Genomic DNA, 17,026 nt, shown 5'->3' with positions numbered 1-17,026 from the left:
TTCTTTTTAAAGAAATCATAAAATCCCTGAGTTTTTAAACTCAGGGATTCTTTTTATTTAGAAGAACTGCTACTGGTCTCTGTTGAGGAAGAACTATCGTCTTCTGGGTGCAATTCTTTATAAGTCGGTGCCTTGAAGAGATCAACGGTAGACTGGTTGCCACGTTGGTTATAAAGGCTGGTTGATTTGTCACCTTTTTCCTTTTCAATCTTCTTCAATGCCTTGAAGGAATTGGTGTAGGAATAATCTTCTGGATTGACTTTTCCAAGATCATTGCCTTTGAAGAAGCGAAGGAGGTCACCGGTCTGGATGCTATCGCTAATCTTCAATTGCAGGTTAGCAGCTTCCCTGATCTTGTCCAGTTCTTCCTTGGTTTTTTCGTCTGGGTTCGTGATTTCCTCACCTGTTTTGGTGTAATAGGTCCGGCCACTATAGCTCGTATACTCTGGAGTAACAAAGTAGTTAGCAGAGCGGAAGGCGACGATTTGATCATGATCTGGTGAGAGCATATCTTGACCAACTTGGAGGAATTTGTTGGATTCAATGCCTAGCAAATGTTCCAAGGTTGGGAGCATATCAATTTCGCCACCATAGGTATCAATGATGCCACCTTTATCCATACCTGGAATGACTACCATATAAGGTACGCGTTGCAACATGGCGTTGTCATAGCTTGACCACGTTTCAGAGTTTTTACCAAGTAGAGGAGCAAGAGCTGGGTTGCGGGAGTTTGAAATTCCGTAGTGGTCCCCATAGAGAACGATGATGGAATTTTTGTAAAGACCAGATTCTTTCAGGTAATCAAAGAATGCTTTGATCGAAGAATCTAGGTAGTTAGCGGTCGCAAAATAGCCATTGATGGTTTCGTCCTGAGTCTTAGCTAGAGGGAATCCAAGATCATCTCCTGACAAGCTGGTCGTATAAGGATAGTGGTTGGAAACCGTAATGAACTTCGTATAGAAAGGTTGTTGCAATCTTTCTAGGTATTTGATGGAATCCTTGAGCATGTATTTGTCATTAAGACCATACTGGAAGGAATTGCTGCTGTTTTGTTTGGTGAAGTAGCTGGCATCAAAGAAGTAATTGTAGCCCCATTGTTTATAGGCGGTATTTCGATTCCAGAAACTTCCAGCATTTCCGTGGAAAACAGCGCTCGAGTTGTAACCATTTTTTGAAAGAATAAATGGTGCAGCCTGTTGGGTATTGGTTCCACCATAGTTCACCATAAAGGAACCTTGGTTGAGTCCGAAGAGGCCTGTTTCAATCATGGTCTCAGCATCGGACGTTTTCCCTGCCTTGACTTGGTTAAAGACGTTTGAAAAGGCAAAGGTTTCCTTCGAGTGGTAAAGTGAGTTTAAGAAAGGTGTCACTTCATATTCTTTATCGTCTACTTTCAACTTGTAATCGATCAAGAATTGTTGGAAACTTTCCAAGTGAATGTAGATGACGTTACGGCCTTTGGCCATTCCAAAGTACTCAGGATTAGGCTTGGCATAATGCTGTTGGATATATTCTTCCACCGGTTTTAAATCTGCTTCGGAAGCTTTGGAACGTTCTTTGTTGGCAGCATAGGTCTGATTAGCACTGTAACCTAGAAAGGCTGGTAAGCCTAGGGCACGAACGACATAGTAGTTTGAGAACCCACGAGTCAAGAGCTCAGGTCGGTCAATTTCTGCAAGGAAAAGGTTGGCCGAAAAGAGCATAGCTGATAAAGAGGTGACCGCAAAACTAGCTCGTTTATTGAAGGGACGATTGTCCATTCGAATCCATTTCTTAAAGAAGAAGAAAGCGAGAATAGGGAAATCTAGAATGTAGATCACATCCCAAGGGCGGAACAATTCTAAAGCAGCGGCTCCGAGACCAGCAGAAACCTTGCTGGAAGCCAACATGGTATTGACCGTTACGAAGTCTGTAAACTCTCGATAATAGATGGAGTTGGAAATCAACCAAATAAATAAGAGAAGGTAGATCCCAAAGGCCAAACTATAAAAGAGCTTGGTTCGTTTGATATAAAGTGCAAGACCAATGAAGAGCAGACTGATCGGCAATGGGTTGATCACTGCTAGAAAAATCTGATAGGGTCCTTGAATGTCTAAATTAAAATCAACTGAATAGGCCCACATGGTTTTGAACCAGTAGAGCAACAGAAGGGTCAAGACAAATCCTAGTCTGGTACTCATGAAATTGAGTATCGAATTCGTAATTTTTTTCACAAAATGTTACTTCCTTGTCTTATTTCCTAAAAATTTTCATATACAAGTATACCACAATTTTATGGAGAAAGAAAAAAATGACTGTAAAGGAGAGGAAAGAAATAGGAAAGATCAGGTATATGAAATCGTAAAAAGCTAAAGGATGAAAGCTTGAATAAAATAGCAAAAAAAGTTCTAGTAAATAAAGCCTCCCTTTGTGAAAAACACAGACTTTTGCTATAATAGAGGATATGAAAAAACTCACAGTCAGTCGCCAAGTCGCAACAAAAATCAAACAAGGGCAATCTCTTCTTGAAAAGCAAGATTTTGACTCACTTCCTGCTTTGGATCAAGCGGTTCAATTACTTTCAGGAGATGGACAATCCCTAGGAGTCGGATACTTATCTGAACAAAATAAAGGGATTGGATGGTTTGTTTCACAAGAGTTGGTCACTTTTGATCAAGACTTTTTTAAAAAGCTTTTCATCAAAGCCAAGCAATACCGTCGTTCTTATTATGCGGATGAAACGACGACAGCCTTTCGTCTCTTTAACCAAGAGGGAGATGGTTTTGGTGGCTTCACGGTTGACTTGTACGGTGAGTTTGTTGTCTTTTCTTGGTACAATCCCTTCGTATTTCAGATCAAGGAAACCATTCTAGCGGCCTTTCAAGAGGCTTTTCCAGAAGTCCGAGGGGGCTATGAAAAGATTCGCTTTAAAGGCTTGGACTATGAATCAGCTCATGTCTATGGAGAAGAAGCTCCGCAAGAATTTTTGATTCTTGAAAATGGGGTCTCTTACCAAGTCTTTCTCAATGATGGCTTGATGACGGGGATCTTTTTGGACCAGCATGAAGTCCGAGGAAGTTTAGTTGAGGGGCTCGCTGCTGGTAAGTCCTTGCTCAATATGTTCTCTTATACAGCTGCTTTTTCTGTTGCAGCTGCCATGGGCGGAGCAGTAGAGACGACTTCGGTCGATCTGGCTAAGAGAAGTAGAGAATTATCAGAAGCGCATTTTGTGGCAAATGGCTTGGCGTTGGATGCTCATCGTTTTGTCGTGATGGATGTCTTTGACTATTACAAATATGCCAAACGCCATGACCTAAGCTATGATGTGATCGTGCTCGATCCGCCTAGCTTTGCGCGGAATAAAAAACGGACATTTTCAGTCGCTAAAGATTATCATCGATTGGTCAGCGAGGCTCTTGAGATTTTAAATCCAGGTGGGACCTTGATTCTCAGTACCAATGCGGCAAATGTGACCAAAGATAAATTTAAAAAACAAATCGAAAAGGGATTTCAAGGCCGTAAGCATCGCTATCTAGCGGAATACGGACTTCCGGGAGATTTTCGATGGAACAAGAAAGAAGAAAGTAGTAATTACTTAAAAGTATTTACGATTAGGGTGGATGTATGAAATTAGTTGTTTCGATTATGCCTCGCTCCTTAGAAGAGGCGCAACAACTAGATAGTTCGCGTTACGAGGATGCAGATGTTATTGAGTGGCGTGCGGACTTTTTAGAAAAAAGCGAGATCTTAACCGTCGCTCCTGCAGTTTTTGAGAAATTTGCTGGACGCGAGATTTTATTCACCTTGCGGACTCGAGCTGAAGGTGGAGGGATGGAGCTGACTAATGAAGAATATGTTGGGATCCTGAAAGATATTCAATCCATCTATCATCCGGATTATATCGATTTCGAGTATTATAGTCACCGTGAAGTCTTTGAAGAGATGTTGGAATTTTCAAATCTTGTTCTCAGCTACCATAACTTCCAAGAAACTCCGGAAAATATGATGGAGATCTTATCGGAATTGACCAGCTTTTCTCCAAAATTAGTCAAAGTATCTGTCATGGCCCACAATGAACAAGATGTCCTTGATTTGATGAATTATACGCGTGGTTTTAAGACACTCAATCCTGAGCAAGAATATGTAACGATTTCCATGGGTAAGGTCGGGAAGATTTCGCGCTTGACAGCTGATTTGACAGGCTCTTCTTGGTCTTATGCTAGAGTCGGAGAAGGAAGTGCGCCTGGTCAAATCCCTCTTGAAAATATGCGAAGAATTCGGGAATTATTAAATGAAGATTGATGGCTACACTCGGATGGCAGCAGTCATTGCCCATCCCATTCGTCATAGTATCTCTCCTTTCATCCATAATCTAGCCTATGAATTAACAGCGACCAATGCTGCTTACCTGGCTTGGGATATTGTCGAAGAAGACTTAGAAAGCACCATCAGCCAAATTCGTAAGTTAGATATGATTGGGGCCAATATCTCCATGCCCTATAAGCAGAAGGTCTTTCCTTATCTAGATGAAGTGGATGAGATGGCCCGAAAGATCGGTTCTGTCAATACCATTGTTCACCGTGATGGCAAGCTTAAGGGCTATAATACGGATGGGATTGGTTTCTTTCGTAGTTTACCTCCAGCTTTCTCCATTAAGGGAAAAACAATGGTTCTCTTAGGAGCAGGTGGTGCAGCTTTAGCGATTATTGCACAGGCAATTCATCTAGGTGTAAAACGAATCCTTGTCTTTGTGAGAGAGGAGAGATTGGTTCATTATCGTTCAATCGTTCAGTTGATTGAAGATGGCTTTGATTTTTTGATAGAATTGTATGCGATTGAGAAAAATGAAGACGTTCAAAGCTCCTTTAAACAAGCCGATCTCATCTTAAATGCCACTGGTGTTGGGATGGATGGTCAGTCTCTTCCGATAGCGAATCACTTGACGTTTCCTCTACATGCCTTAATCGTAGAGATGGCCTACTATCCGGCAGTGACCCCCTTTTTGCAACTAGCAGTGAATCAAGGAAACCAGAGGGTAAATGGGTTGGGAATGCTTTTTTATCAAGCTGAAGCAGCCTTTGAATTGATGACTGGGAAAGTATTTCCTACAGAGTCTGTATGGGAAGCATTGACAACAGAATATCGCCAATTTGTATGTGACTAAGAGAGGGTTTTACCTTTTCCTATTGAAAAAGCTTTATGAGATTAGAACAAGAACTGATTTTAAAAAAACAGTCTTGCTCTAGTCTCTTTTTCATTTTGTTTGAGACATGTGCCTTATTTCATGATAAGATAGAATGAAAGAATAACACGAAGGAGATTCCTATGAACGTATCGGTACCTATTCCAGGACATTCCTATGAGATTGTGATTGAAAGAGGTGGTCTCAATCAGGTTGGAGACTGGTTGCGCACTCTTTGGGGCGATAAAAAAGTCGCTATCATTTCCGATAACCGCGTGGCTAAGCTATATGCAGCTATTGTAGAGAATAGCCTTAAGAAAGCTGGTTTTCAAGTGGTACGCTTTGAGTTTCTTCAAGGGGAAGCCAGTAAGAATCTAACCACTGTTTCAAAAGTCTATGACTTTCTAGCTACCCAGGGCATGACGCGCAGTGATGGAATCGTTGCTCTTGGGGGTGGCGTAGTTGGTGATTTGGCTGGTTTTGCGGCCTCGACCTATATGCGGGGAATTTCCTTTGTTCAGATCCCGACTAGCTTGACCGCACAGGTGGATTCTTCTATCGGGGGAAAGACTGGAGTCAATACAGCACTTGCCAAAAACATGGTAGGGACCTTTGCTCAACCAGATGGTGTGTTTATTGATCCTGAAGTGTTGAGCACGTTGGGGCAACGTGAATTGATCGAGGGGATGGGCGAAGTCATCAAGTACGGCCTCATCCAAGATACGGAACTTTGGGAAGAATTGGAAGCCATGGATGGTTCTGTCCAGAGTATTTTAGAGCATGCAGAGAGCATCATTTCTCATTCTTGCCTGGTGAAGCGAGACCATGTGGTGGCAGATGAGTTGGACAATGGTATTCGACTGTATCTTAATTTTGGTCATACCATTGGTCATGCCATTGAAGCGACAGCTGGTTATGGGCAGGTCATGCATGGAGAAGCCGTCAGTATGGGCATGGTGCAGCTCTCCCGAGTTGCAGAAGAAAAGGGCTTGATGCCAAAGGGAATCACTCAAAAAATCGAAGGAATGTGTCGGAAATTTGGCCTTCCGGTGGACTATGAGAAGTGGGATAAAGAAGCCCTTTATCAAGCCTTGACCCATGACAAAAAAGCGCGTGGGACCAGCTTGAAATTGGTGATTGTTCCAGAGTTAGGGCAAGCAGCGATTCATCAAATCCCTCTTCAAGAAATGAAGGACTTTTTAAAAAGAAAGGAATAAGGTTGTATGAGATATTTAACAGCAGGAGAGTCCCATGGACCTCGACTAACAGCCATCATCGAGGGAGTTCCGGCAGGCCTTCCTTTATCTGAAGAGGATATTAATAAAGAGCTCAAACGTCGACAAGGTGGCTATGGTCGCGGTGCTCGGATGAAAATCGAGAGTGATCGTGTCGAGATCACATCAGGGGTCCGTCATGGCTTGACCATGGGAGGTCCGATTACGCTGAACGTGACCAATCTGGATCACCAAAAATGGCTGGAGATCATGAATGTAGCACCGGTCGAAGAGAAAAAGAAAAATCTGCGTAAGATCACCAAGCCACGTCCTGGTCATGCCGATCTAGTCGGAGGGATCAAATACCGTTTCGATGATCTCCGTAATTCCTTAGAGCGTTCTTCTGCCCGTGAGACAACCATGCGTGTAGCCGTTGGTGCAGTTGCTAAACGGATTTTAGAAGAAATTGGCCTTGAAGTAGCCAGCCACATTGTTAATTTTGGGGGAATCGAGATTGCAATTCCCGAGAATCTAACCGTTTCAGAAATCAAGGAAAAGGCAGCGAAGTCGGAAGTTTCGATCGTTGTGCCAGAACAAGAAGAAGCTGTTAAGGCCTACATTGACCAAGTGAAAAAAGATGGCGATACCATCGGGGGGATTGTGGAAACCTTGGTTGGCGGTGTGCCTGTTGGACTAGGCTCCTATGTACAATGGGACAAGAAATTGGATGCCAAAATCGCTCAAGGAGTAGTCTCTATCAATGCCTTTAAGGGTGTTGAGTTTGGCCTTGGTTTTGACGCAGGTCGCCTAAAAGGTAGTCAAGTCATGGATGAAATCATCTGGTCTCAAGACACCGGTTATACCCGTCGCACCAATAATCTTGGTGGTTTTGAAGGGGGCATGACCAATGGTGAGCCCATTCTGGTACGTGGCGTTATGAAGCCTATTCCGACCCTCTACAAACCCTTGATGAGTGTGGATATTGAAACCCATGAACCCTATAAGGCGACGGTTGAGCGTAGCGACCCAACGGCTCTACCCGCTGCAGGAGTGGTAATGGAAGCAGTGGTCGCTACTGTTCTTGCGACAGAATTGCTTGAAAAATTCTCATCCGATAACTTGGAAGAATTAAAAGAAACTGTTGCTAAGCACCGGGAATTTACGAAGAATTTTTAAGAGAAAGAGTTTTCCTTTGGAGAAGAAAGTTGTTTATATTGCAGGGTTGGGCTTGATTGGTGCATCCCTCGCGCTAGGCATTAAGAGGGCCCACCCACATGTGACTGTTCTTGGGTACAATCGTAGTGAAGCCTCTCGAACCATCGCCCTTGAAAGAGGAATGGTGGATCAAGTGACGGATGATTTCGAAGCCTTTGCTCCTTTAGCGGATATTATTATTTTGGCGCTTCCGATTAAGCAAACCAAGTCTTACTTAGAAACCTTAGCTGGCCTGAATTTGAAAGACCGGGTACTGGTGACAGATGCAGGCTCTACCAAGGCAGAAATTGTCGCACAAGCTGAAAAAGTGTTTACAGATAAGGATGTACGCTTTGTGGGAGGCCACCCCATGGCTGGTAGTCATAAGACAGGTGCTGCAGCAGCAGATGCCACCTTATTTGAAAACGCTTATTATATTTTTACCCCTTCCAGCTTGACCACAGGGGGTGCCATGGAAGAGTTGAAAGAGCTTTTGAGTGGATTGGGATCTCGATTTATTGAAATCGATGCCGAGGAACACGATCGGGTAACCTCCCAGATCAGCCATTTCCCCCATATTTTAGCCTCGACTCTGGTCGAGCAGGCCGTAGCTTATGGGGAAGAGCATGAAATGACTCGCCGTTTTGCGGCTGGTGGCTTTCGGGATATGACACGGATTGCGGAAAGTGAGCCAAGCATGTGGACTTCTATTCTCTTGTCCAACACTCAAGCGATATTAGAGCGGATTGCAGATTTCAAAGAGCGTTTGGATCAGGTGGCTGAGACCATTCAAACAGATAACGAGGAGGCCATTTGGTCCTTTTTCCAAGAAGGGCGCAAGCACCGAAAAGAAATGCAGATCCATCAGCGTGCTGGACGTGATAGTGCCTATGATCTCTTTATCGATGTCCCCGATAAGGAAGGTGTGATCCTCGAAATCTTACAACTCCTAAAAGGGATTTCCTTGGTCAATATTCACATCAATGAAGAGAATCGGGAAGATATCCACGGGATTTTGCAGCTGACCTTTAAAAATGCAGAGGATCAGGAGCGAGCTCAAACATTGATCAGCCAGGCGACGTCTTATACTGTCCTTGCTCGCTAGGTCTACAGAAGGATTTGCGTCAAAATACCTGCTTCATTTTAGGAATATTGAAGGAAAAGCAGTATAATAGAAGTATCTTATCAGTAAAGGAGCCCATAAAATGGCAAATATTTATGATGTAGCAAACGAACTCTCTCGGACCCTGCGAGACCTTCCTGAATACAAGGCTGTCGTAGAAAGCAAGCAAGCGATCGAAGCAAATCCAGAAGCGAAAACGCTATTTGACGAATACGTCGCTTTCCAAAATCAACTGCAAGGCTTGATGCAATCCGGTCAACTTCCAACAGAAGCTGTGCAACAAGAAATGAAGGACTATATGGAAAAAATCCAAGCAAGTCCGATTGTGAATGAATTTTTCACCAAACAACAACAATTGTCTATTTATCTTGCAGATCTTGAAAAGATCATATTTGAGCCAATTCAAGATTTATACAAGTAGAAATTTCTACCAGAGTTGTCATTTCGACTCTGGTATTTTCGTTCGCCACTAGAGGAAAACAAGCTCAAAAAATGCTTGGAAACATTCGTTTTTTGTTCCAAATTTTTGATCAAAAATTGAATTCATGTCCTATTTATGATAGAATATGTGGAAAAGCACTCTGGAGATGGCAATGAAATTAAGAACCAATAGCAAGGGTCTAAAGGGAACCATTCGAGTCCCTGGTGACAAATCCATCAGTCACCGATCGATTATTTTTGGAAGTCTTGCAAAGGGCGAAACCAAGGTCTATGATATCTTGCGAGGCGAAGATGTGCTTTCTACCATCCAGGTGTTTCGAGATTTAGGAGTCTCCATCCAAGATGACGGGGATGTGATTCGGATTCAAGGAGTAGGCTTTCAAGGTCTTCAAGCTCCGACGGCTCCCCTTGATATGGGCAATTCAGGAACGTCTATTCGTTTGATATCAGGTGTCCTAGCAGGTCAGGATTTTGCAGTGACCATGGTCGGAGACGATAGTCTTTCCAAACGGCCCATGGATCGTGTGGCGATCCCACTGCGTCAGATGGGAGTAGAGATTGCTGGTCAGGGAGAGCGCGATTGCCCACCTTTACATGAAGAAGGGACCCATCAGCTACAACCGATTCATTACCGTTTGCCAGTCGCATCGGCTCAAGTCAAGTCGGCTCTCATCTTTGCTGCTCTGCAGGCTGAGGGTAAATCGACGATTATCGAGAAGGAAAAGACCCGTGACCATACAGAGGATATGATTCGCCAATTTGGTGGAGAGATCCAGGTGGATGGAAAAACCATCCGCATCCAAGGGGGACAAGAGTTCCAAGGTCAAACAGTCATTGTTCCTGGAGATATTTCCAGTGCGGCCTTTTGGTTAGTGGCTGGACTCATCCTTCCAGATAGTGTGATCAAGATTGAAAATGTTGGACTCAACCAAACGCGGACAGGGATTCTCGATGTCATCCAGGAAATGGGGGGAGATCTCACTGTTGAGGATCGTGATGAAAAAGCTGTCTCGGCAAGTCTTACCGTCAAGACTTCGTCCTTAAAAGGGATTCGGATTGATGGGGAGTTGATTCCACGCTTAATTGATGAATTGCCGATTATTGCCTTACTTGCGACACAAGCCAATGGTCAGACTGTGATTGCGGATGCTGAAGAGCTTCGTGTGAAAGAAACGGACCGCATCCAGGTCGTGGCAGATAGCCTCAATGCCATGGGAGCCAATGTTGTGCCAATGGAAGACGGAATGATCATCACTGGTCCGACTCCCTTACATGGAGCTGACTTAGAGACCTTTGGAGACCACCGGATTGGGATGATGGCTGCCATTGCTGCCTTATTGGTGAGTGAAGGAAATGTGGTGCTGGATCGAGCAGAGGCCATCAACACCAGTTACCCCGGTTTTTTTGAAGATTTGGAGACCTTACTGCATGGCTAAAATTTTACTTGGTTTTATGGGAGCTGGAAAAACGACCGTTGGCCGGATTCTTGATCCAAAATTTCATGATATGGATGAATTAATTGTTAAAGAGATCGGCATGTCGATCAATGACTATTTCGCAGTAGAAGGAGAAGCTGCCTTTCGTCGCCGTGAGGCTGAGATGTTAGAGCGTTTATTGGAAAACGAGACAGCTATTATTTCCCCTGGTGGCGGGATTGTCGTCAATCCTCATAACCGTGCCCTCTTGGAAAAAAATCCATACAACATTTATTTGCGCGTGGATTTTGAAACCTTGTACAGTCGCATTCAAAATGACAAAGCTATGCAACGTCCCCTCTTTTTAAACAATACCAAAGAAGAATTCAAGAAGATTTTTGATGGCCGTTTGCCTTTGTATGAAGCGATTGCTACTCATATTGTGGATGTTAAGGACAAAACACCTGACGAAATTGCGGAGATTATTCGATGCTTGTAGGCTATCTAGGTCCCAAGGGATCTTTTACTCACGATGTGGTGGCTCATAGTTTTCCAACTTCTGAACGCATCGCTTATCGAACGATCACAGATGTTATTAAGGCCTATGAAAATCAAGAAATTGATTTTGCAGTCGTCCCAGTTGAAAACTCTATCGAAGGCAGTGTCCACGAGACCATCGATTACCTCTTTCACCAAGGGACCATCCAGGCCGTTGCAGAAGTGGTCTATCCCATCAAGCAACAACTCTTGGTGGCTAGAAAAGATCGGCCTATTCGAACGGTCTATTCGCATCCACAGGCCTTGGCCCAAGGGAAGGCTTTTCTAAGGGCCCATTATCCAGATGTGGCCATGGAAATGACGGCTTCAACAGCCTATGCAGCCCGCTATGTGGCAGAACATCCAGAATTGGAGATTGCAGCGATTGCCCCTCTGGCAGCAGCCAGTGAGTACGGTTTGGAAGTCCAGGCCAAAGACATCCAAGAAATCGAGGACAACTACACGCGTTTTTGGATTTTAGGGGCAAAAGAGCCCTTGTTTTCAGAAACTTTGAATCTTTCGAGTCAAAAGATTAGCTTGGCTTTAACCTTGCCAAGTAACTTGGCAGGAGCCCTCTATAAGGGTTTGTCCACCTTTGCTTGGCGGGGAATCAATTTAACCAAGATTGAAAGTCGCCCCCTTAAAACAGCTTTAGGAGAATACTTTTTCATTATTGACCTCCTAAATGAAGCGCCTGATCTAGTGCACTTTGCCTATCAAGAATTAGACAGTCTGGGCATTCAGACAAAAGTCTTGGGTCAGTATCAGGTCTATACCATAAAAGATAACGGAATGGAGAAAAAATGAGTAACGAATCCAACTTTCTATCTCACCATGAGCGAAAGCGATTAGAGTACTTATACTCAAATTTTCATTATTTGAATGAACGAGAACAACTAGAATACAATTACTTGCTCAAAAAGAGCCAAGGAGCTTATGAGGAAGCAGAAGCCCTTCAACCTGAGGTAGACGCTACAGGAGAAGTGCAAGGTGAGATTGCTGAACCGATTGGGGATCTCCCTGTTTACCAATCACGTAGCAAAAAGTCTAAGAAGAAAGCAGTTGCTGCGACGAGCGATATACCTAAGAAACCACGGAAAAAGATCCGCGTCAAACGGATTCTCAAGTGGATTGCTCTCTTTTTCTTGCTCATTATCGGTGGCATGGTCTTCATGTTTGTAAAAGGCCTCAACAGCAAGCCGACAGGTCCAGATGCCAAACCGGCTGTCGTTGAGAAATTTAACGGCAAGAAGTCGCGAGATGGGGTCAATATCCTGATCTTGGGGACAGATGGTCGGATCGGTGAGAAGTCAGATGAGACCCGGACAGACTCCATTATGGTGGTCAATGTCAATAACAAAGAAGGCAAGATCAAGATGGTCAGCTTCATGCGGGATACACTGGTCCATATCGATGGTGTCAGCCAGCAAAATATTCCAGAGTATGATGGCTACTACGACCAGAAGCTCAATACGGCCTTTACCATCGGGGAGCAAAATAACAACCAAGGGGCTGAATTGGTGCGTCAGATGCTCAAAGATAACTTTGACATTGACATCCAATATTACGCCATGGTCGATTTCAAGACCTTTGCGACAGCGATCGATACCCTCTTCCCAAATGGGGTCGAGATGAATGCGCAATTTTCAACAGTTGATGGCGAAAAAGTCAGTGAAGTAGAAGTGCCAGATGATTTGAACATGAAAGACGGTGTCGTTCCGCAGCAAACCATCAAGGTTGGAAAACAACGGATGGATGGCCGGACCCTTCTCAATTACTCGCGTTTCCGCAAGGATGATGAAGGAGACTTTGGTCGGACCCGTCGCCAGCAAGAGGTCATGTCCGCTATCATGCATCAGATCAAGGATCCAACTAAACTCTTTACGGGATCTGAAGCCCTTGGGAAAGTCTTTGCCATGACGTCTACCAATGTTCCCTTCTCCTTCCTATTGACCAATGGACTTGGACTAGTCGGAAGTGCTGGAAAAGGAATTGAACGAGTGACCATCCCAGAAAATGGGGATTGGGTCGATGCCTACGATATGTACGGTGGCCAAGGCTTGCTGGTCGATTTCGATGCTTACAAAAAGAAATTGTACCAAATGGGACTGAGATGATATAATAAGGGGATAGGAGTTTTGAACTCCACCCCTTTTAATTTGTAGAAAGATAGAAAACGATGTTAAAGAAAAATGAAATTGTAACGGTTGAGATTGTCGATTTGACACACGAAGGAGCAGGAGTGGCTAAGGTCGATGGCCTGGTCTTTTTTGTGGAGAATGCCCTGCCAGGAGAAGTCATCCGCATGCGCGTGCTCAAGGTCAATAAGAAGATCGGCTACGGAAAAGTTGAAGAGTATATAGAGAAATCCCCTCACCGCAATGAAGAGCTAGACCTGGCATACTTGCGAAGCGGCATTGCCGACTTGGGGCACCTGGCTTATCCGGAGCAGCTGAAATTCAAGGCCAAACAGGTCAAGGATAGCCTCTACAAGATGGCAGGAATCTCTGATATCGAAGTACCCCTGACCTTGGGGATGGACCATCCTGTCCAGTATCGCAACAAGGCCCAGGTCCCTGTTCGTCGTGTCAATGGTCAGGTGGAGACAGGCTTCTTTCGCAAGAACTCTCATGATTTGATGCCGATTGAAGATTTCTATATCCAAGATCCCGTCATTGACCAAGTGGTCTTGGCTCTTCGGGACTTGATTCGTCGGTTTGACCTCAAGCCTTATGATGAAAAGGAACAATTAGGCTTGATTCGCAATCTGGTGGTCCGCCGAGGTCACCATTCAGGAGAAATTATGGTCATTTTGGTGACCACTCGTCCCAAGGTGTTCCGTGTGGACCAGTTGATCGAGCAGTTGATCAAGCAATTTCCAGCCATCAAATCTGTTATGCAAAATATCAATGACCAGAATACCAATGCGATTTTTGGAAAAGAATGGCGTACGCTTTATGGTCAAGACTATATTACAGATCAAATGTTGGGCAATAGCTTCCAAATCTCTGGGCCAGCCTTTTACCAAGTCAATACCGAAATGGCAGAGAAGCTTTATCAGACAGCTATTGACTTTTCGGAGCTAAGAGCAGAGGATGTCGTGATTGATGCCTACTCAGGAATTGGGACCATTGGCTTGTCAGTTGCCAAGCATGTCAAGGAAGTCTATGGAGTAGAGGTCATCCCCGAAGCAGTAGAGAATAGCCAGAAGAATGCTAGTCTAAATGGCATCACCAATGCCCACTATGTCTGTGATACAGCAGAAAATGCTATGAAAAATTGGCTCAAGGAAGGCATCCAGCCTACTGCCATCCTAGTCGACCCACCACGCAAGGGCTTGACCGAAAGCTTTATCAAAGCAAGTGCCCAAACAGGCGCTGACCGCATCGCCTATATCTCCTGTAACGTCGCCACCATGGCGCGTGATATCAAACTCTATCAAGAATTGGGATACGAATTGAAGAGAGTACAGCCGGTGGATTTGTTTCCGCAAACGCATCATGTTGAGGCGGTAAGTTTGCTAGTCAAGGAGTAAAACGACGAAGATTAGCATTTACTTCCGCCCATGCGATAGCTGTCCGTGATTGACAAGTGCTAGCACGCAGACAGAACGGAGATAGCGAACCGCTGAGTGTGTCGCTCTGCTCGTAAAAGCTTAGAAACCTTTGAACGAAAGGGATAATGAAAGCCTTGATTGCAAGGCTTTTTGCTTTATGGTGGGTAAGTATCAGAGTGAGAAAATTTTTGGAATGAATAGAAGTGATAGCTAGAAATTATCAGTTTCTATTTCCATTTACCCTGTGGGTACGTGTTTGTTTCCATTGACAAGGAGTTTGTGGGAATAGAAATGTACCCACCTTGTTTGAATCAAGTGAAGTGTAGTTGAAGGAAATCTGTTGAAAGCAATACTTCATTTTACCGAATAAGTAATAATTTAGGCAACTTCAAATCGATTAAAAAAAACTATTTTAAAGGTTAAGAGTAGACAAAAATTGTCCACTCTTTTTTGCAAACTCAATTTATCAATAAATGAAATGAGGGAATGTAAAATGAAATATTTTGAGGTTGAGTTAGAAAATCCTGATGAATTTTTAAAACTACAAACAGAAGATTTTGTGAAAGCTAATCGCTTGCTACTAAGGAAGATAATCCAGAGCGTTACAGTCTATGAAGAAAACTTCGTCATATCCTTTAAATCTGGCATCGAATTGGAAGTATGAGTCTCATTCCATAACTTTTATATTGAACATATCATCTTGTTGTGTTATACTATAAATTGATATAAACAAAGATGTAGGAGGAACCGAAACTATGACAGCCTCAATGCGTTTAAGATAAGCTGGCAATAAAAAAAGCAGAATCTATACCCGATGATAGGCTTTTTTGTTGTGCTTATTTATACGATATTGAGCATTCATTAGTTACGGTGAGGATATTGGTTATTTAACTATACCTTTATTTAACTATGTCTTTAATATGAATGTTTCCAAATTGTATGTATGCAGACCAAAAGCCACATTGTGGGGTTTGGCCTGCATTTTTTATTGCCTAGAATGCTATTCAAAATAGAAATTCAAGCAAAATAATATGCAGGAGATAATATAAATGGAAAAATACAACAATTGGAAACGAAAATTTTATGCAATATGGGCAGGGCAAGCAGTATCATTAATCACTAGTGCCATCCTGCAAATGGCGATTATTTTTTACCTTACAGAAAAAACAGGATCTGCGATGGTCTTGTCTATGGCTTCATTAGTAGGTTTTTTACCCTATGCGATTTTGGGACCTGCCATTGGTGTGCTAGTGGATCGTCATGATAGGAAGAAGATAATGATTGGTGCCGATTTAATTATCGCAGCAGCTGGTGCAGTGCTTGCTATTGTTGCATTCTGTATGGAGCTACCTGTCTGGATGATTATGATAGTATTGTTTATCCGTAGCATTGGAACAGCTTTTCATACCCCAGCACTCAATGCGGTTACACCACTTTTAGTACCAGAAGAACAGCTAACGAAATGCGCAGGCTATAGTCAGTCTTTGCAGTCTATAAGCTATATTGTTAGTCCGGCAGTTGCAGCACTCTTATACTCCGTTTGGGATTTAAATGCTATTATTGCCATCGACGTATTGGGTGCTGTGATTGCATCTATTACGGTAGCAATTGTACGTATACCTAAGCTGGGTAATCAAGTGCAAAGTTTAGAACCAAATTTCATAAGGGAGATGAAAGAAGGAGTTGTGGTTCTGAGACAAAACAAAGGATTGTTTGCCTTATTACTCTTAGGAACACTATATACTTTTGTTTATATGCCAATCAATGCACTATTTCCTTTAATAAGCATGGAACACTTTAATGGAACGCCTGTGCATATTTCTATTACGGAAATTTCCTTTGCATTTGGGATGCTAGCAGGAGGCTTATTATTAGGAAGATTAGGGGGCTTCGAAAAGCATGTATTACTAATAACAAGTTCATTTTTTATAATGGGGACCAGTTTAGCCGTTTCGGGAATACTTCCTCCAAATGGATTTGTAATATTCGTAGTTTGCTGTGCAATAATGGGGCTTTCGGTGCCATTTTATAGCGGTGTGCAAACAGCTCTTTTTCAGGAGAAAATTAAGCCTGAATATTTAGGACGTGTATTTTCTTTGATCGGAAGTATCATGTCACTTGCTATGCCAATTGGGTTAATTCTTTCTGGATTCTTTGCTGATAAAATCGGTGTAAATCATTGGTTTTTACTATCAGGTATTTTAATTATTGGCATTGCTATAGTTTGCCAAATGATAACTGAGGTTAGAAAATTAGATTTAAAATAAACAATATTGGAGGAATATTTATGTATCTTATTTTCATGTAACTCTTCCTGCTAAAATCGCAGGGTTTTCCCTGCATACAAGCAAATGAAAGCATGCGATTATAGACAGGAGGAAATGT

Annotated in this window: 15 protein-coding genes; 14 read left to right on the top strand and 1 reads right to left on the bottom strand. The window is 43.1% G+C overall.

Annotated elements, in window-relative coordinates:
• Positions 1-53: 53 nt before the first annotated feature.
• Positions 54-2,213: an LTA synthase family protein gene (locus tag HMPREF3002_RS07955; RefSeq protein ID WP_070586093.1), complete on the bottom strand. Its 2,160-nt coding sequence runs from the start codon at positions 2,211-2,213 to the stop codon at positions 54-56.
• Between the two features lie 230 nt (positions 2,214-2,443).
• Here HMPREF3002_RS07955 and HMPREF3002_RS07950 point away from each other — a divergent pair, with 230 nt between their 5' ends.
• The 14 genes from HMPREF3002_RS07950 (at position 2,444) to mef(A) (ending at position 16,908) form a co-directional block, all read left to right on the top strand.
• A complete protein-coding gene (locus tag HMPREF3002_RS07950; protein ID WP_070666036.1) occupies positions 2,444-3,607 on the top strand; it encodes a class I SAM-dependent rRNA methyltransferase in 1,164 nt (387 codons plus the stop codon).
• Positions 3,604-4,281 (top strand): type I 3-dehydroquinate dehydratase, encoded by a 678-nt coding sequence (gene aroD, locus HMPREF3002_RS07945; protein ID WP_070666033.1) that lies wholly within the window; start codon positions 3,604-3,606, stop codon positions 4,279-4,281. The genes HMPREF3002_RS07950 and aroD overlap by 4 nt, the downstream gene beginning before the upstream one ends.
• Positions 4,271-5,143, top strand: coding sequence for a shikimate dehydrogenase (gene aroE, locus HMPREF3002_RS07940; RefSeq protein ID WP_070666030.1), 873 nt, complete (start codon positions 4,271-4,273; stop codon positions 5,141-5,143). The genes aroD and aroE overlap by 11 nt, the downstream gene beginning before the upstream one ends.
• A 161-nt stretch (positions 5,144-5,304) precedes the next feature.
• Entirely contained in the window at positions 5,305-6,378 is a 1,074-nt protein-coding gene (aroB, locus tag HMPREF3002_RS07935; RefSeq protein WP_070666028.1) for a 3-dehydroquinate synthase, read from the top strand.
• A gap of 6 nt (positions 6,379-6,384) precedes the next feature.
• On the top strand, positions 6,385-7,551 hold the full coding sequence (gene aroC / locus HMPREF3002_RS07930) for a chorismate synthase (RefSeq protein WP_070666025.1): 1,167 nt from the start codon (positions 6,385-6,387) through the stop codon (positions 7,549-7,551).
• A 16-nt stretch (positions 7,552-7,567) separates the two neighbouring features.
• Positions 7,568-8,674 (top strand): prephenate dehydrogenase, encoded by a 1,107-nt coding sequence (locus HMPREF3002_RS07925; RefSeq protein WP_070666022.1) that lies wholly within the window; start codon positions 7,568-7,570, stop codon positions 8,672-8,674.
• A gap of 100 nt (positions 8,675-8,774) precedes the next feature.
• The gene (locus tag HMPREF3002_RS07920) at positions 8,775-9,113 is read left to right on the top strand and encodes a YlbF/YmcA family competence regulator (RefSeq protein ID WP_003014453.1); all 339 of its coding nucleotides are present in this window, start codon (positions 8,775-8,777) and stop codon (positions 9,111-9,113) included.
• Positions 9,114-9,285: 172 nt separating this feature from the next.
• The gene (gene aroA / locus HMPREF3002_RS07915) at positions 9,286-10,569 is read left to right on the top strand and encodes a 3-phosphoshikimate 1-carboxyvinyltransferase (RefSeq protein ID WP_070666019.1); all 1,284 of its coding nucleotides are present in this window, start codon (positions 9,286-9,288) and stop codon (positions 10,567-10,569) included.
• Positions 10,562-11,047 (top strand): shikimate kinase, encoded by a 486-nt coding sequence (locus HMPREF3002_RS07910; RefSeq protein WP_049472753.1) that lies wholly within the window; start codon positions 10,562-10,564, stop codon positions 11,045-11,047. Before aroA ends, HMPREF3002_RS07910 begins: the two co-directional genes overlap by 8 nt.
• Positions 11,038-11,892 (top strand): prephenate dehydratase, encoded by an 855-nt coding sequence (pheA, locus tag HMPREF3002_RS07905; protein ID WP_070666016.1) that lies wholly within the window; start codon positions 11,038-11,040, stop codon positions 11,890-11,892. The genes HMPREF3002_RS07910 and pheA overlap by 10 nt, the downstream gene beginning before the upstream one ends.
• The gene (locus HMPREF3002_RS07900) at positions 11,889-13,202 is read left to right on the top strand and encodes an LCP family protein (protein WP_070666013.1); all 1,314 of its coding nucleotides are present in this window, start codon (positions 11,889-11,891) and stop codon (positions 13,200-13,202) included. The genes pheA and HMPREF3002_RS07900 overlap by 4 nt, the downstream gene beginning before the upstream one ends.
• A gap of 62 nt (positions 13,203-13,264) precedes the next feature.
• Entirely contained in the window at positions 13,265-14,620 is a 1,356-nt protein-coding gene (gene rlmD, locus HMPREF3002_RS07895) for a 23S rRNA (uracil(1939)-C(5))-methyltransferase RlmD (protein ID WP_070666010.1), read from the top strand.
• A gap of 514 nt (positions 14,621-15,134) precedes the next feature.
• Positions 15,135-15,305 carry a hypothetical protein gene (locus HMPREF3002_RS07890; protein ID WP_000873143.1) on the top strand — a complete coding sequence of 57 codons (171 nt, stop codon included), beginning with the start codon at positions 15,135-15,137 and terminating at the stop codon, positions 15,303-15,305.
• Positions 15,306-15,690: 385 nt separating this feature from the next.
• A complete protein-coding gene (gene mef(A) / locus HMPREF3002_RS07885) occupies positions 15,691-16,908 on the top strand; it encodes a macrolide efflux MFS transporter Mef(A) (RefSeq protein ID WP_000417519.1) in 1,218 nt (405 codons plus the stop codon).
• Positions 16,909-17,026: the final 118 nt, after the last annotated feature.

The sequence above is a fragment of the Streptococcus sp. HMSC065E03 genome (assembly GCF_001815045.1).
Taxonomy (GTDB): Bacteria; Bacillota; Bacilli; order Lactobacillales; family Streptococcaceae; genus Streptococcus; species Streptococcus parasanguinis_AD.
This window is presented reverse-complemented; position numbering and strand designations above follow the sequence as displayed.

Excerpts from the sequence above, each read along its gene's own strand:
- aroB (WP_070666028.1), top strand. The coding sequence starts at position 5,305 with ATGAACGTATCGGTACCTATTCCAGGACATTCCTATGAGATTGTGATT.
- HMPREF3002_RS07910 (WP_049472753.1), top strand. The coding sequence starts at position 10,562 with ATGGCTAAAATTTTACTTGGTTTTATGGGAGCTGGAAAAACGACCGTT.
- aroE (WP_070666030.1), top strand. The coding sequence starts at position 4,271 with ATGAAGATTGATGGCTACACTCGGATGGCAGCAGTCATTGCCCATCCC.
- HMPREF3002_RS07890 (WP_000873143.1), top strand. The coding sequence starts at position 15,135 with ATGAAATATTTTGAGGTTGAGTTAGAAAATCCTGATGAATTTTTAAAA.
- HMPREF3002_RS07950 (WP_070666036.1), top strand. The coding sequence starts at position 2,444 with ATGAAAAAACTCACAGTCAGTCGCCAAGTCGCAACAAAAATCAAACAA.
- aroA (WP_070666019.1), top strand. The coding sequence starts at position 9,286 with ATGAAATTAAGAACCAATAGCAAGGGTCTAAAGGGAACCATTCGAGTC.
- HMPREF3002_RS07900 (WP_070666013.1), top strand. The coding sequence starts at position 11,889 with ATGAGTAACGAATCCAACTTTCTATCTCACCATGAGCGAAAGCGATTA.
- pheA (WP_070666016.1), top strand. The coding sequence starts at position 11,038 with ATGCTTGTAGGCTATCTAGGTCCCAAGGGATCTTTTACTCACGATGTG.
- rlmD (WP_070666010.1), top strand. The coding sequence starts at position 13,265 with ATGTTAAAGAAAAATGAAATTGTAACGGTTGAGATTGTCGATTTGACA.
- aroC (WP_070666025.1), top strand. The coding sequence starts at position 6,385 with ATGAGATATTTAACAGCAGGAGAGTCCCATGGACCTCGACTAACAGCC.
- aroD (WP_070666033.1), top strand. The coding sequence starts at position 3,604 with ATGAAATTAGTTGTTTCGATTATGCCTCGCTCCTTAGAAGAGGCGCAA.
- HMPREF3002_RS07920 (WP_003014453.1), top strand. The coding sequence starts at position 8,775 with ATGGCAAATATTTATGATGTAGCAAACGAACTCTCTCGGACCCTGCGA.